The organism is Mycobacterium paraffinicum (genome assembly GCF_001907675.1).
Taxonomy (GTDB): Bacteria; Actinomycetota; Actinomycetes; order Mycobacteriales; family Mycobacteriaceae; genus Mycobacterium; species Mycobacterium paraffinicum_A.
Map to the genome: position 1 here is coordinate 19,272 of NZ_MPNT01000003.1, position 15,172 is coordinate 34,443.

At 68.6% G+C, this 15,172-nt stretch carries 14 protein-coding genes; 3 read left to right on the top strand and 11 right to left on the bottom strand.

Annotation, left to right across the window (positions count from 1 at the left end):
• Positions 1-9: 9 nt before the first annotated feature.
• Positions 10-1,596, bottom strand: a complete 1,587-nt coding sequence (serA, locus tag BRW65_RS04635) for a phosphoglycerate dehydrogenase (RefSeq protein ID WP_073871829.1) — start codon at positions 1,594-1,596, stop codon at positions 10-12.
• A gap of 109 nt (positions 1,597-1,705) precedes the next feature.
• On the opposite strand from serA, the gene wrbA reads away from it, so the two are divergent.
• Complete coding sequence (gene wrbA / locus BRW65_RS04640) at positions 1,706-2,323, top strand: NAD(P)H:quinone oxidoreductase (RefSeq protein WP_073872311.1); 618 nt, start codon at positions 1,706-1,708, stop codon at positions 2,321-2,323.
• 79 nt (positions 2,324-2,402) lie between these two features.
• On the opposite strand, the gene BRW65_RS04645 is transcribed toward wrbA, so the two are convergent.
• The 4 genes from BRW65_RS04645 to BRW65_RS04660 are packed head-to-tail and all read right to left on the bottom strand — an operon-like array spanning position 2,403 to position 6,190.
• Positions 2,403-2,789: a nuclear transport factor 2 family protein gene (locus BRW65_RS04645; RefSeq protein WP_073871831.1), complete on the bottom strand. Its 387-nt coding sequence runs from the start codon at positions 2,787-2,789 to the stop codon at positions 2,403-2,405.
• 48 nt (positions 2,790-2,837) lie between these two features.
• Entirely contained in the window at positions 2,838-3,839 is a 1,002-nt protein-coding gene (ilvC, locus tag BRW65_RS04650) for a ketol-acid reductoisomerase (protein ID WP_073871833.1), read from the bottom strand.
• 33 nt (positions 3,840-3,872) lie between these two features.
• Positions 3,873-4,373: an acetolactate synthase small subunit gene (gene ilvN / locus BRW65_RS04655; RefSeq protein ID WP_066952481.1), complete on the bottom strand. Its 501-nt coding sequence runs from the start codon at positions 4,371-4,373 to the stop codon at positions 3,873-3,875.
• Complete coding sequence (locus BRW65_RS04660) at positions 4,373-6,190, bottom strand: acetolactate synthase large subunit (RefSeq protein ID WP_432206399.1); 1,818 nt, start codon at positions 6,188-6,190, stop codon at positions 4,373-4,375. Before BRW65_RS04660 ends, ilvN begins: the two co-directional genes overlap by 1 nt.
• A gap of 361 nt (positions 6,191-6,551) precedes the next feature.
• Here BRW65_RS04660 and BRW65_RS04665 point away from each other — a divergent pair, with 361 nt between their 5' ends.
• Positions 6,552-6,908 carry a PH domain-containing protein gene (locus BRW65_RS04665; protein ID WP_073871837.1) on the top strand — a complete coding sequence of 119 codons (357 nt, stop codon included), beginning with the start codon at positions 6,552-6,554 and terminating at the stop codon, positions 6,906-6,908.
• Positions 6,909-6,911: 3 nt separating this feature from the next.
• Here BRW65_RS04665 and BRW65_RS04670 read toward each other — a convergent pair whose 3' ends face one another.
• A complete protein-coding gene (locus BRW65_RS04670; RefSeq protein ID WP_073871839.1) occupies positions 6,912-7,772 on the bottom strand; it encodes a DoxX family protein in 861 nt (286 codons plus the stop codon).
• Between the two features lie 264 nt (positions 7,773-8,036).
• On the opposite strand from BRW65_RS04670, the gene BRW65_RS04675 reads away from it, so the two are divergent.
• On the top strand, positions 8,037-9,158 hold the full coding sequence (locus BRW65_RS04675) for a PQQ-dependent sugar dehydrogenase (protein ID WP_073871841.1): 1,122 nt from the start codon (positions 8,037-8,039) through the stop codon (positions 9,156-9,158).
• Between the two features lie 95 nt (positions 9,159-9,253).
• On the opposite strand, the gene gatB is transcribed toward BRW65_RS04675, so the two are convergent.
• The 5 genes from gatB to gatC all read right to left on the bottom strand — a co-directional run bounded on the left by gatB (position 9,254) and on the right by gatC (position 15,167).
• The gene (gene gatB / locus BRW65_RS04680; RefSeq protein WP_073871843.1) at positions 9,254-10,765 is read right to left on the bottom strand and encodes an Asp-tRNA(Asn)/Glu-tRNA(Gln) amidotransferase subunit GatB; all 1,512 of its coding nucleotides are present in this window, start codon (positions 10,763-10,765) and stop codon (positions 9,254-9,256) included.
• Positions 10,766-10,920: 155 nt separating this feature from the next.
• Positions 10,921-11,799, bottom strand: a complete 879-nt coding sequence (locus BRW65_RS04685) for a MinD/ParA family ATP-binding protein (RefSeq protein ID WP_244167984.1) — start codon at positions 11,797-11,799, stop codon at positions 10,921-10,923.
• 462 nt (positions 11,800-12,261) lie between these two features.
• The gene (locus BRW65_RS04690) at positions 12,262-13,293 is read right to left on the bottom strand and encodes an ATP-dependent 6-phosphofructokinase (RefSeq protein ID WP_073871850.1); all 1,032 of its coding nucleotides are present in this window, start codon (positions 13,291-13,293) and stop codon (positions 12,262-12,264) included.
• A 96-nt stretch (positions 13,294-13,389) separates the two neighbouring features.
• A complete protein-coding gene (gene gatA / locus BRW65_RS04695; protein ID WP_073871852.1) occupies positions 13,390-14,871 on the bottom strand; it encodes an Asp-tRNA(Asn)/Glu-tRNA(Gln) amidotransferase subunit GatA in 1,482 nt (493 codons plus the stop codon).
• Entirely contained in the window at positions 14,868-15,167 is a 300-nt protein-coding gene (gene gatC / locus BRW65_RS04700) for an Asp-tRNA(Asn)/Glu-tRNA(Gln) amidotransferase subunit GatC (protein WP_073871854.1), read from the bottom strand. The genes gatA and gatC overlap by 4 nt, the downstream gene beginning before the upstream one ends.
• Between the last annotated feature and the right edge of the window lie 5 nt (positions 15,168-15,172).

Consider the following 15,172-nt stretch of genomic DNA (forward strand, 5'->3'; position numbering starts at 1 on the left):
CGGCGCGCTTCACGACAGATCAACCACCTCGAGCTTGTTGGCGCCCACCGCCGCGCCGATCGCCGACCGCACCTCGCTCGGGACGTCCTGATCCAGCCGCAGCAGGATCGTCGCGCCCGGCCCCTCGGCGTCCTCGGACAGTTGCGCGGCTTGGATGTTCACGCCCGCCGAGCCCAGCAGGGTGCCGATCTTGCCCAGCGCGCCGGGCTGGTCGACGTAGTTGATCACCAGGTTGGTGCCGCGGGCGCGCAAATCGAAGTTGCGGCCGTTGATCTGGACGATCTTCTCCACCAACTGCGGGCCGGACAGCGTGCCGGCGACGTTGACGGCGCTGCCGTCGGCGGCGACCGCGCGCACGTCGACGACGCTGCGGTGGTTCGGGCTCTCCGAAGCCGTGGTCAGCTCCGCGGCGACGCCGCGTTCTTCGGCCAGCGCCGGCGCGTTGACGAACGTGACGGGACCCTCGACCACCGCCGAGAACAGTCCACGCAGAGCCGAAAGCTTCAGCACCTCAACGTCTTCGGAGGCCAGCTCGCCGCGCACCTGCACCGACACCGAAACGGGCGGCCCGGCGGACAGCGAGGCGGCCAGCACGCCGAGCTTGCGCACCAGGTCCAGCCAGGGCGCCACCTCTTCGTTGACCACGCCGCCGCCCACATTGACGGCATCGGGCACGAATTCCCCGGCCAGCGCGAGCTTCACGCTTTCGGCGACGTCGGTGCCGGCGCGGTCCTGGGCCTCGGAGGTGGATGCGCCCAGATGCGGTGTGACCACCACCTGCGGCAGCTCGAACAGCGGGCTGTCGGTGCACGGCTCCTTGGCGAAGACGTCGAGGCCGGCCGCCCGGACGTGGCCGCTGCTCACCGCCTCGGCCAGCGCGGCCTCGTCCACCAGGCCGCCGCGGGCGGCGTTGACGATGATGACGCCCGGCTTGGTCTTGGCCAGCGCTTCCTTGCCGATCAGGCCCGCCGTCTCGGGCGTCTTCGGCAGGTGCACCGAGATGAAGTCTGCGCGGCCCAGCAACTCGTCGAGGGACAGCAGTTCGATGCCCAGCTGCGCGGCCCGGGCCGGCGAGACGTAGGGGTCGTAGGCGACAAGGTGGGTGCCGAAGGCCGTCAACCGCTGGGCGACCAACTGGCCGATCCGGCCCAGCCCCACCACCCCGACCGTCTTGCCGAAAATTTCGGTGCCGTTGAACGACGACCGCTTCCAGGTGTGCTCGCGCAGCGAGGCGTCGGCGGCAGGGATCTGCCGGGCGGCGGCCAAGAGCAGCGCCAGCGCGTGCTCGGCGGCGCTGTGGATGTTCGAGGTGGGCGCGTTGACCACCAGCACGCCGCGCTCGGTCGCGGCGTCCACGTCCACGTTGTCGAGCCCGACCCCGGCGCGGGCGACGATCTTCAGCTTGGGGGCCGCCGCCAGCACCTCGGCGTCCACCGTGGTGGCCGAACGCACCAGCAGCGCGTCGGCCTCCGGCACCGCGGCCAGCAGCTTCTCCCGGTCGGGACCGTCTACCCAGCGCACCTCGACCTGGTCTCCCAGGGCGGCGACAGTCGATTGGGCGAGTTTGTCGGCGATCAATACAACAGGCAGATTCACCCGGCCAGCCTAACGGCTGCGTTTGACGGGCATCGACGGGCTCACCACTGCCGTAACCTGCACCGACGCGCGCTTGGGGCGCGGGCCGGTGCGGTCCTACGATGCGCTCGTGACCAAACTCGCGATCATCTACTATTCGGCCACCGGGCATGGCACCGCGATGGCGCAACGCGTGGCGGCCGCGGCCGAGTCCGCCGGCGCCGAAGTCCGCCTCAGGCACGTCGCCGAGACCCGCGACCCGGAATCGTTTGCCCAGAACCCGGCCTGGACCGCGAATTACCAAGCGACCAAAGACCTTCCGGCGGCGACCGGTGAGGACATCGTCTGGGCCGACGCGGTGATCTTCGGTTCGCCGACCCGGTTCGGCTCTCCCGCTGCGCAATTGCGCAACTTCCTGGACTCGCTGGGCGGGCTGTGGGCCGAGGGCAAGCTCGCGGACAAGGTGTACGCGGCGTTCACGTCGTCCAACACCGTGCACGGCGGTCAGGAAACCACGCTGCTCTCGCTATACATCACCCTGATGCATTTCGGCGGCATCATCGTGCCGCCCGGCTACACGGATCCCCTGAAGTTCGTCGACGGCAATCCGTATGGGGTGAGCCTGGTCTCCACCCACGACAACATCAACGAGTGCGACGAGGCGACGGGTAACGCCCTGGACCACCTCGCCCGCCGCGTCGTCGAGGTCGCCGGCCGGCTTTCGCCGCCGAGCGTCACGCCAGCGTGACCGCGGGCCGGTTGCGCGACACTTAAACCACGCACACGACACGCCGTAAACGGCCGCCGTGGTTTAAGTTTCGCTGTGCTCAATCGGCCCGCAGCGTCCCGCCGAGCGCCAACCCGTCACATAGATAGGTCCCGTGCCCTTCGACGACCAGGTCTCCCCGGAACCGGAGGACTTCACTCACGAGGCCCCCGTCTTGGTTGCGGTAGGCAATGACGATGGTGTCGATCCCCTGGTACACCTGCGTCACAACGAAACGCAGGTGCGGAATGCGCTGCAACGCGCGCGCCCAGTAGTGCCGCAGTGCGGACTTCCCGCGCACCACACCGTCGGTTTCAGGTACAACCTCGACGGCTACCGGCGACGTAAACACCACATCGTCGTGAAAGTGCCCAAGGAGTGCCTCTATATCGTGAGCGTTCCACGCTTCGACCCACTGCTTAGTGAAGGCGACCGCATCAACGTTCACCGAGGCGCCCTAACGGCGTCAGTGCCGACAGCCACCGCCCGCGGAAGGTTACGCCGTCTCGGTGATCGGCCGGTCGACCCAGCTCATCAGGTCACGCAGCTTCTTACCGGTGACCTCGATGGGGTGCTCGGCGTTCTCCTTGCGCAGCCGCTCGAGTTCCTTATTGCCGCCCTCGACGTTGGCGACCAGCTTCTTGACGAAGTCGCCGTTCTGGATGTCGCGCAGTATCTCGCGCATCCGCTCCTTGGTGCCGGCGTCGATGACCCGCGGGCCCGACAGGTAGCCACCGAACTCCGCGGTGTCGGACACCGAGTAGTTCATCCGGGCGATGCCGCCCTCATACATCAGGTCGACGATCAGCTTGAGCTCGTGCAGCACCTCGAAGTAGGCCATCTCCGGCGGGTAGCCCGCCTCCACCATGACGTCGAAACCGGTCTTCACCAATTCCTCTGTGCCGCCGCACAACACGGCCTGCTCGCCGAACAGGTCGGTCTCGGTCTCGTCCTTGAACGTGGTCTTGATTACGCCGGCGCGGGTGCCCCCGATGGCCTTGGCGTAGGACAGCGCCAGCGCCTCGCCGTTGCCGGTCGGGTCCTGGTCGACCGCGATCAGGCAGGGCACGCCCTTGCCGTCGACGAACTGGCGGCGCACCAGGTGGCCGGGGCCCTTCGGGGCGACCATCGCGATGGTGACGTCGGCGGGCGGCTTGATCAGGCCGAAGTGGATGTTGAGGCCGTGCCCGAAGAACAGGGCGTCTCCGGGCTTGAGGTTGGGCTCGATGTCGTTTTTGAAGATGTCTGCCTGCGCGGTGTCGGGCGCCAACAGCATGATGACGTCGGCCCACTTGGCCACCTCGGCGGGGGTGTCGACCTCCAGGCCCTGCTCGGAGACCTTCGGCCGCGACTTCGAACCCTCCTTGAGCCCGACACGCACCTGCACACCGGAATCGCGCAGGCTCAACGAGTGCGCGTGCCCCTGGCTGCCGTACCCGATGACGCCGACCTTGCGGCCCTGGATGATCGTCAGGTCTGCGTCGTCGTCGTAGAACATTTCTAGTGCCACTGTTGAATATCTCCTTGTGTGTTACTTGGCCGTGGCGATGCCGCGCGGACCGCGGGACAACGACACCACTCCCGATTGGACTATCTCGCGGATGCCGAACGGTTCCAGCACCCGCAGCAGCGCCTCGATCTTGCCGCGGTCACCGGTCGCTTCGATCGTCAGCGCCTCCGGCGAAACGTCGATCACCTTGGCGCGGAACAGGTTCACCGCCTCGATCACCTGACTGCGGCTGCCCGCGTCGGCGCGCACCTTGATCAGCGCCAGCTCCCGGGACACCGCGGCCCCGTCGTCGAGCTCGACGATCTTGATGACGTTGATCAGCTTGTTGAGCTGCTTGGTGATCTGCTCGAGCGGGGTCTCCTCCGCGCTGACCACAATGGTCATGCGGGACATGTCCTTTTGCTCGGTGGCGCCGACGGCCAGCGACTCGATGTTGAAACCGCGCCGGGAGAACAGCGCCGCCACGCGGGCGAGCACACCGGGTTTGTCCTCCACCAACACCGACAGCGTGTGCGTGTGCATCAGGCGTGCCCTTCGCTCTCGTCGTCGAAGAGCGGGCGAATGCCGCGGGCGGCCTGGATCTCGTCGTTGCTGGTGCCCGCGGCGACCATCGGCCACACCTGAGCGTCCGCGCCGACGATGAAGTCGATCACTACGGGGCGGTCGTTGATCGCCCGCGCCGCCTTGATCACGTCCTCGACGTCTTCCTCACGCTCGCAACGCATTCCGACACAACCCAGCGCCTCCGCCAGCTTCACGAAGTCGGGGATCCGATGCGAGTGCGTGGCCAGATCCGTCTGCGAATACCGCTCCTCGTAGAACAGCGTCTGCCACTGACGCACCATGCCCAGGTTGCCGTTGTTGATCAGGGCCACCTTGATCGGCACGCCCTCGATTGCGCAGGTGGCCAGCTCCTGGTTGGTCATCTGGAAGCAGCCGTCGCCGTCGATGGCCCACACCTCCGCGTCCGGTCGAGCCATCTTGGCCCCCATGGCCGCCGGTATGGCGAACCCCATGGTGCCCAGCCCGCCGGAGTTGATCCAGGTGCGCGGGTTCTCGTATGAGATGAACTGCGCCGCCCACATCTGGTGCTGGCCAACCCCGGCGACGTACACCGCGTCGGGGCCAGCGATCTGGCCGAGCTTCTCGATGACGTATTCCGGGCCGAGGCTGCCGTCGCTCTGCGGGTCGTAGCTCAGCGGGTAGGTGGACTGAACGCTGTCCAGATAGGCCCACCAGTCCGTCATGTCGATGTTGCCGGGGATGTCGTAGTGCCGCAGCATCGCGATCAGGTCGGCGATGACCGCCTTGACGTCGCCGACGATCGGCACGTCGGCATGGCGGTTCTTGCCGATCTCGGCCGGGTCGATGTCGGCGTGAATGACTTTCGCCTCGGGCGCGAAGGTGTCGAGTTTCCCGGTCACCCGGTCGTCGAAGCGGGTGCCCAGGGCGATCAGCAGGTCGCTGCGCTGCAGCGCCGCCACCGCGGCGACCGAGCCGTGCATGCCGGGCATGCCCATGTGCTGTCGATGGCTGTCGGGGAACGCCCCGCGCGCCATCAGGGTGGTGACCACCGGGATGCCGGTCAGCTCGGCCAGCTCGCGCAGCTGCTCGCTCGCCTCCCCGCGGATGACGCCACCCCCGACGTAGAGCACCGGTTTGCGGGCGTCGGCGATCAGCTTGGCGGCCTCGCGGATCTGCCGGTTGTGCGGCTTGGTGTTGGGCTTGTAGCCGGGCAGGTCCATGCGCGGCGGCCAGCTGAACGTGCACTGGCCCTGCAGCACGTCCTTGGGGATGTCGACCAGCACCGCGCCGGGGCGGCCCGAGGACGCGATGTGGAAGGCCTCGGCGATCACCTGCGGGATCTCGTCGCCCGAGCGGACCAGGAAGTTGTGCTTGGTGATCGGCATCGTGATGCCCGAGATGTCGGCTTCCTGAAAGGCGTCGGTGCCGATCAGCGTGCGACCGACCTGGCCGGTGATCGCGACGACGGGCACCGAGTCCATCTGGGCGTCGGCCAGCGGCGTGACCAGGTTGGTGGCGCCGGGGCCCGACGTCGCCATGCACACCCCGACCTTGCCGGTGGCGTGGGCGTAGCCGCTCGCGGCGTGACCGGCGCCCTGCTCGTGCCGAACCAACACGTGGCGAAGCTTTTTCGAGTCGAACAGCGGGTCGTAAACCGGCAGCACGGCGCCGCCGGGAATCCCGAAGATGACCTCGACGTCGAGCTCCTCCAGCGACCGGATCACCGATTGCGCGCCGGTGAGTTTCTCGGGCGCAACACGTTTCGGCTTTCGTGCGGGGGCGGCGGCAGGCGTTTCCGCCGCGTCCGTGGCGATGTCGGCGGCCCGCTCCGGCTGGGTGGCGTGCTGCCTGGTGGGTGCGCTCACTGTCTTTCGTCCTTATTCACTCTGGGAGTCTCGATGGGGCAACAAAAAACCCCCGACAGCTCTTCTGCTGCACGAGGGTTGCGCGTTGGTCTGGATAGCTTCAAATGCCGAAGAGGCTAGTCAGGCACCAACGCGCCGACTAATTACTACGAGCATCCCGGGCTGTCCGGCGGTATCCATAACGTCCGACGGTAGCCTTCGCACAGCTCAGCAGTCAAATCCACTCCCCTTGACCCGCGCGCGGATCCGGCCCCGCGGCGGGTGAAATGATGGTCGGGTGGCTACCGGTTCGTCTTCCCACACGCCCGTCGTGATCAAGGTGTCCCCGATCGCGCACCTGGCCGTCGGGTTCTTCACCCTGGGGCTGCTGATCCCGGTGATGCTGTGGCCGCCCTCGGCGCCGCTGCTGGTGATCCCCGTGCTGCTGTCGGCGCTGATCGTCCGGTTGCGGACCGTCGCCGACGATCGGGGCGTAACGGTCCGAACGCTGCTGGGCAGCCGGACGGTGAACTGGGATGAGATCGACGGGCTGCGCTTCCACCGGGGATCTTGGGCACGCGCGCGTCTCAAGAGCGGCGCGGAGGTGCGCCTTCCCGCCGTCACGTTCGCGACGCTGCCGCAGCTGACCGAGGCCAGCTCGGGACGGGTGCCCAACCCGTATCAGTGAGCGTCAGGCGATCGGGTTGACCCCGTTGAGCAGCACCCACACCGCGATGCCGGCGGCGATGCCTACCAGCAGCGCGACGAACGACCCGATAAAGGGCCGATGCGCCCAGCCCCGCCGGGCGTCGAGGCCGTAGCGGCCCGGCCCGCACAGGATCACCGCGACGGCCATCACGATCAGGGAGATCTGGTATTCGTGCCCGTCGGGCAGGAAGTACGTGAAGCTGTGCGGATGCGGCCGCGCGGTGATGGTGGCCAGCATGCCGTTGATCAGGAAAGCCAACGCGCCGGCCGCGGCCACCGGGGTGAAGAGCCCCAGCACCAGCAGAATGCCCGCGACGAGCTCGCCGCCGGCGCTGACGTAGGCGAGGATGTCGGCGTGCTGGTAGCCGACGTCGGACAGTGAGTTCTTGAACCCGCCCACGCCGGAGCCGCCCCACCAACCGAAGAGCTTCTGCATCCCGTGGGCGGCCAGCACCACCCCGAGGCCGATCCGCAAGATCAGCAAACCCAGGTGCTGGGTTCCGCGCCGGCCGACCTCGTGCAGCCGGTCGTGGTGCTCGTCCGCGTCGATCTCGGCGGGCTCGGCCGCCGCGTGCCGGGATGCCTGCGGCTGGACGTAGGGCAACGGCTCCTGCTGGTCGAGCACGTTGTAACCGGCCGCACTCGACCCGCCCGCGCCCGCGTGGTCGCCCATGTAGGGGATGACGGTGGTGGTTCCCGTGGAGGGGTTGAAGTCGCCGGGGTAACCGACGGGCGTCAGATCGTCTTCGGGGTCAACCACACGCGCCGTTGCGGGGCGACCAGGAGTTGGCTCCGGGGATTCGCCGGGCCGCTGCCAATGTCCGTCATTCGGTTGACTGGTCACGCGTGTCAGGGTAAGGGCATTTGCCGCCGAATTGGGGATTTGAGCGGCGCTTTCGCCAGGCAATCGGCGGTTTGCCCGCCGAACACGCCCAGATCGGCCCGAAAATGCCTTTCGGGGGCCGCCGGAGGGTCTGATACGGGCGCGAATCGGGGGTGGGACCCGGGCCGTTCGGCGTTCGCTTAGCAGCGGTCGGATCGGGCCGCGCCGGGCGCGCAGGCGCATGCGTGTGGCGGCGGCGGCCGCACTATCCGTAGCCTGTCGGTCATGCGATTAGGGCGCTCGGTTCGGTGCGGGTTCGCCGCGCTGTGCGCGGTGGTGCTGGTCGCGAGCGGGTGCGCGCGGTTCAACGACGCCCAGTCGCAGCCGTTCACCACCAACCCCGAACTCAAGCCCCAACCCAGTTCGACGCCTCCCCCACCGCCGCCGCTGCCGCCCACGCCGTTCCCCAAGGCGTGCCCGGCTCCGGGCGTGATGCAGGGCTGCCTGGAGAGCACCAGCGGGCTGATCATGGGGCCCGACAGCAAAACCGCGCTGGTCGCCGAGCGCACCACCGGCGCGGTCAAGGAGATCTCGGTGAGCGCCGAGCCGAAGGTGAAGATGGTCATCCCCGTCGACCCGTCCGGGGATGGCGGGCTGATGGACATCGTGCTGTCGCCGACCTACACCCAAGACCGGCTGATGTACGCCTACATCAGCACGCCGACCGACAATCGGGTGATCCGGGTGGCCGACGGCGACATCCCTAAGGACATCCTGACCGGGATCCCCAAGGGCACCACGGGGAACACCGGCGCACTGATCTTCACCAGCCCCACCACGTTGGTCGTGATGACCGGCGATGCGGGTAACCCCGCGGCGGCGGCGGATCCCAAATCGCTGGCCGGCAAGGTGCTTCGCATCGAGCAGCCGACCACCATCGGGCAGGCCCCACCGACCACGGCGCTGTCGGGCGTCGGCGCGGGCGGCGGCCTGTGCATCGACCCCGTGGACGGCTCGCTCTACGTCGCTGACCGCACGCCGACGGCGGATCGGTTGCAGCGCATCACCAAGACCTCCGAGGTCTCCACGGTGTGGACCTGGCCGGACAAGCCCGGCGTGGCCGGCTGCGCGGCGATGGACGGGACCGTGCTGGTCAACCTGATCAACACCAAACTGACGGTCGCCGTGCGGCTGGCCCCGGCGACGGGCGCGGTCACCGGCGAACCCGACGTGGTCCGCAAGGACACCCATGCCCACGCGTGGGCGTTGCGGATGTCGCCGGACGGAAACGTTTGGGGCGCAACGGTCAACAAGACCGCCGGGGACGCCGAGAAGCTCGACGACGTGGTGTTCCCGCTGTTCCCGCAGGGCGGCGGGTTCCCGCGCAACAACGACGACAAGACCTAGGTCTCACCTGGGTCTCACCGCGCTCGTCGAGTGCGCATACTGCGACGCTGAATCGGCGTGTCGCGTCGCCTAATTCACGGTCGATTCGGTTGGCGCTAGCCCTGTCCGCAGGCGGCCAGCACCAGTTCGCGAACGCGAGCCGCATCGGCCTGCCCGCGGGTGGCCTTCATCACCGCGCCGACGATCGCGCCCGCCGCGGCCACCTTGCCACCCCGGATCTTCTCCGCGACATCGGGATTGGCGGCCAGCGCCTCGTCGACCGCGGCCTGGGTCACCGAGTCGTCCCGCACCAGCTCGAGGCCGCGGGCCGTCATCACCTGCCCGGGGTCGCCCTCGCCGGCCAGCACACCCTCGACGACCTGGCGGGCCAGCTTGTTGGACAGCTTGCCCTCGCCCACGAGCGCGATCACCGCGGCGACCTGGGCCGGGGTGATGGCCAGCTCGTCCAGGCCGATGTTCGCCTCGTTGGCCTTCTGCACCAGGAAGTTGCCCCACCAGGCGCGCGCCTGCTCGCTGGTGGCGCCGTGCTTGACGGTCTCGATGACCAAGTCGACGGCGCCGGCGTTGACCAGGTCGCGCATCACCTCGTCGGAAACACCCCATTCCTGTTGAATCCTCTTGCGGCTCAACCACGGTAGTTCGGGGATCGTTTCGCGCAACTGCTCGACCCACTCGCGGCTGGGCGCGACGGGTTCCAGGTCGGGCTCGGGAAAATACCGGTAGTCCTGGGCCGTCTCCTTGGCGCGGCCCGGGCTGGTGTACCCGGCCTCGTGAAAGTGCCTGGTTTCCTGGATGATCTGACCACCGGATGCGAGGACGGCGGCCTGCCGCTGCATTTCGTAGCGCACCGCAACCTCAACGCTTTTCAGCGAGTTGACGTTCTTGGTCTCGGTGCGGGTGCCGAACTCGGCGGCGCCCTTCGGCATCAGCGAGACGTTGGAATCGCAACGCATCGAGCCCTGGTCCATCCTGACATCGGATACGCCCAAGGCGCGCAACAGGTCTCGCAACGCCGTGACGTAGGCCCGGGCGATTTGGGGGGCCCGGTCACCGGCTCCCACGATGGGCTTGGTGACGATCTCGATGAGCGGCACACCGGCCCGGTTGTAGTCGAGCAGCGAGGTCGTCGCGCCGTGGATGCGGCCCGTCTCGCTGCCCAGGTGGGTCAGTTTGCCGGTGTCCTCCTCCATGTGCGCGCGCTCGATCTCGACCCGCCAGGTGGTGCCGTCGTCAAGCGGCGCTTCCAGGTAGCCGTTGATGGCGATCGGCTCGTCGTACTGGGAGATCTGGTAGTTCTTGGGCATGTCCGGGTAGAAGTAGTTCTTCCGCGCGAAGCGGCACCAGGGCACGATCTCGCAATTGAGCGCCAGCCCGATCCGGATGGCCGATTCCACCGCCGTGCGGTTGAGCACCGGCAGCGAGCCGGGCAGACCGAGGCATACGGGGCACACCTGGGTGTTGGGTTCGGCGCCGAACGCGGTGGAGCAGCCGCAGAACATCTTGGTGACCGTCGACAGCTCGACGTGCACCTCGAGGCCGAGCACCGGGTCGAAGCGCGCGATGACCTCGTCGTAGTCCATGAGATCCGCGCTGGCAGCAACACTCATGCCGTCGATCGTAGTGGTGACCGCGAGCGCGGCGGCGCCGGGCGAAGCGGGTCACCACCATCAGGCACGTGGTGACCGCGAGCGCGGCGGCGCCGGGCGAAGCGGGTCACCACCATCAGGCACGTGGTGACCGCGAGCGCGGCGGCGCCGGGCGATCAGGGCCAGTGCGGCGAGCGCGGCACCGGGGAACGGTTGGGCTCCCCGCCCCTTCCGGGGAACATGTCGGCCAGCACGGCCGCCATCTCGAGGTAACTCCGCCGGCTTTCCTTGCTCAGTCGATCCAGCTCGATCTGATTCCCGCGATGTGTGTGCCGATCGAACGGCAGCACCACCGTCGCGCCGACGCGCGCGGACAATCGCTCGAGCTCCCTGGCGGCCAGCAGTTCCACCTTGGCCGGCTCGACGTGGTTGATCGCCAATATCGTCGACTGCACCAGCCATTGATATGCGTTGTTGGCCAACCAATCCAGAGTGGTGGCGGTCTTGCGGATCGCGTCTATGGACGTGCTGGTCACCACGACCAGCGCCAGCGCCTCGCGCAGGACGGCGTCCATCACACCCGAATTGAGCGCCTTCGCACAGTCCACCAGCACCACCGAATAGTGGTTGCGCAGGATCGAAAACGCCTTGACGGCGTCGTGGCGCTCGAGCCGCCAGTCGGTGTGCGCATAATCGGGCAATCCGAGCACTTCCAGGCCGAAGTTGTTCATGTAGGTGTGCGCGCGGACGTCTGCGTAACTCGTGATCGCGTCGTCGGCGAGCAGCTCGGCCATCCCCAGTGCGTTGGGCTTGCCGTGACGCTCGGCCAGGTCGCCGGCGTCCATGTCGACGGCGACGATCCGGTCGTGGCGCACGTCGGCGAACGTCGACCCCAGCGCCTCCACGACCGCGGTCTTACCGACGCCGCCCTTGAGGTTGAGAACGGCGATGGGAAACGCTGCGCCCACCTCCGCGCGAATGCGGTTGCGCAGGTCCTCTTGGTACCGCGCGTCTTTGCCGGGACCCAGGTCGACGCCCGTCAGGCGATGGATCACTTCGCGCCAGCTAAACGGGGAGGGGCCGTCGCGCTCCTGCTGGTCTAGCCCGTCCAGCGCGGTCCCGCCCGGCAGTCGCGCCGGGCGTCGCGCCGAGGGGACCCGTGCTGCCGGGCCGGGAGCGGGCGGTGACGGCCTGGGCGGCGGCCGCCGGATGGCCGGGTCCGAAGGCTGGGGCTGGGGCACCGTGGCGGCCGCGGGGTCGGCTGCGACGGGCCGCCTGGAGGGACGCGGCGGAGGGATCGGCGGGCCCACAGGCCCCGCCGCCGCCGCGGGGTGCTGAACGACTCCGCGAATCGAACCGCGGTTGCTCACTCCCGGGGTATAACCGCTGGGAACCGGTCCGGAAACCACCAATTTTGCGCGGACGCGCCCGGAGCCGGTCAGCCGCCGAGCAAATTCGGGCCTTGGTCAGGTCGGAGTCACGTCACGGCCATTCGCCGTTTGCCGAGCCCGCGCGGATCAGCCGAAGAATGCGGCGGCGTCGTCGTAGCGACTTTCGGGCACCAGCTTGAGCTGACGCACGGCGTCGGCCAGCGAGACCCGGCCGATGTCCTGCCCACGCAGCGACACCATCTGGCCGTACTCACCGGCGTGGGCGGCGTCGGCGGCGTTGACCCCGAACCGCGTCGCCAGCACCCGGTCGTAGGCCGTCGGGGTACCGCCGCGCTGGACGTGACCGAGCACGGTCACCCGGACGTCCTTGTTGATCCGCTTCTCCACCTCGGCGCCCAGCTGGGCCGCGACGCCGGTGAACTTTTCGTGGCCGAACTCGTCAAGCCCGCCCTCGCGCAACGCGATTGAACCCGGGATGGGTTTGGCGCCCTCGGCGACCACGCAGATGAAGTGCGAATCTCCGCGCTGGAAGCGGCGTTTGACCAGCCGGCACACCTCCTCGACGTCGAAGGGTTGCTCGGGAATCAGTGTCATGTGCGCGCCCGAGGCCAGGCCGGCGTTCAGCGCGATCCAGCCGGCGTGCCGGCCCATCACCTCCACCAGCATCACCCGCTGATGGGATTCCGCGGTGCTGTGCAGCCGGTCGATGGCCTCGGTGGCGACGGTGAGCGCCGTGTCGTGGCCGAAAGTGACGTCGGTGCAGTCGATGTCGTTGTCGATGGTCTTGGGCACGCCGACGACGGGGACGTTCTCATCCGAGAGCCAGTGCGCGGCGGTCAGGGTGCCCTCCCCGCCGATCGGGATCAGCACGTCGATGCCGTTGTCGTCCAGGGTCTGCTTGATCTGGTCCAGCCCGGCCCGCAGTTTGTCCGGATGCACGCGGGCGGTGCCCAGCATCGTGCCGCCCTTGGCCAGCAGCCGGTCATTGCGGTCGTCGTTCTGCAGCTGTATGCGCCGATTCTCCAGCAACCCGCGCCACCCGTCCTGGAAACCGACCACCGACGAGCCGTACCGGGCGTCGCAGGTGCGCACCACCGCCCGGATGACGGCGTTCAGCCCCGGGCAGTCACCACCTCCAGTGAGAACTCCGATCCGCATGCCTTCATCTTGCCCTGCGGCCCAGCTAGATGGCGCGAGCAGACGCAGAATCGCACCGAAGTGCCGAAAATGATGCGATTTCGCGTCTGCTCGGCGCTAGATCGCGCTCGGGAGCGGGCCGCGCGCGGCCTCGTAGGCGGCGCCCACCCGGTAGAGGCGATCGTCGGCCAGCGCCGGCGCCATGATCTGCAGCCCGACCGGCAGGCCGTCATCGGGTGACAACCCCGCCGGCACAGACATGCCGCAGTGGCCGGCCAGGTTCAGCGGCAGCGTGCACAGGTCGAACAGGTACATCGCCAGGGGATCGTCCACCTTCTCCCCCAGCGGGAAGGCGGTTGTCGGGGTCGCCGGTGACACCACCACGTCGACCGACTCGTACGCCCGGTCCAGGTCACGAGCGATCAGCGTGCGCACCTTCTGCGCCTGGTTGTAATAGGCGTCGTAGTAACCTGCCGAGAGCGCGTAGGTGCCGATCATGATGCGCCGCTTGACTTCCGGCCCGAATCCGGCGGCCCGGGTCAGTGCCATCACCTCCTCGGCGCTGTGGGTCCCGTCGTCGCCGACGCGCAGCCCGTAGCGCATCGCGTCGAAGCGGGCCAGGTTGCTCGACACCTCCGACGGCAAGATCAGGTAGTAGGCGGCCAGCGCGTATTCGAAGTGCGGGCAGTCGACTTCGGTCACCTCGGCGCCCAACTCGGTCAGCCGCGCGACGGCGGCCTCGAACGAGGTCAGCACCCCCGGCTGATAGCCCTCACCGCGCAGCTGCTTCACGACGCCGACGCGCACGCCCTTGAGGTCACCGGCCGCACCGGCTTTGGCGGCCCCGACGACGTCGGGTATCGCCGCATCGACGGACGTGGAGTCGCGGGTGTCGTGCCCGGCGATCACGTGGTGCAGCAGCGCGGTGTCCAGCACCGTGCGCGCGCACGGGCCGCCCTGATCCAGCGACGACGCGCACGCCACCAGCCCGTAGCGCGACACCGTGCCGTAGGTGGGCTTGACGCCGACCGTCGCGGTCAGCGCCGCCGGCTGCCGGATCGAGCCGCCGGTGTCGGACCCGATGGCCAGCGGCGCCTGGAACGCGGCCAGCGCCGCCGCGCTGCCTCCCCCGGAGCCACCGGGCACCCGGTCGAGGTCCCACGGGTTACGGGTGGGGCCGTAGGCGGAGTTCTCCGTCGAGCTGCCCATCGCGAACTCGTCCATGTTGGTCTTGCCCAGGATCGGAATGCCCGCGGCCCGCAGTCGCGTCGTGACCGTGGCGTCGTAGGGGGAACGCCAGCCCTCGAGGATCTTGGAGCCGCAGGTGGTGGGCATGTCGACGGTGGTGAAGACATCCTTGAGCGCCAGCGGCACCCCGGCCAGCGGTGAGGGCAGCCGCTCCCCCGCGGCCACCGCCTGGTCGATGACGGCCGCCGCGGCGAGCGCCTCGTCGGCGGCCACGTGCAGGAAGGCGTGATAACGGTCGTCGGTCGCCGCGATCTGGTCCAGGCAAGCCCGGGTGATCTCGACCGACGACAGCTCTTTGGCGGCGATCCGGGCCGCCAGGGTCGCGGCGTCGGACCGGATGATCTCGTTCACTCGCTGTCCCCCAGGATCTGCGGCACCGCGAAGCGGCCATCGGCGACCTCGGGCGCCTGGGCCAGCGCCTCGGACTGGGTCAGGCAGGGGGTCGGCTCGTCCGGGCGGGTGACGTTCACGTCCTTGAGCGGGTTGTCGGTCGCTTCGACGCCGGTGACGTCGACCGCCTGCACCTGGCTGACGTGGGTCAGGATGGCGTCGAGCTGGCCGGCGAAGCTGTCGAGTTCGCTATCGGTCAGCGCCAGCCGGGACAGCCGGGCCAGGTGCGCCACCTCGTCGCGGGAGATCTGAGACACGACAG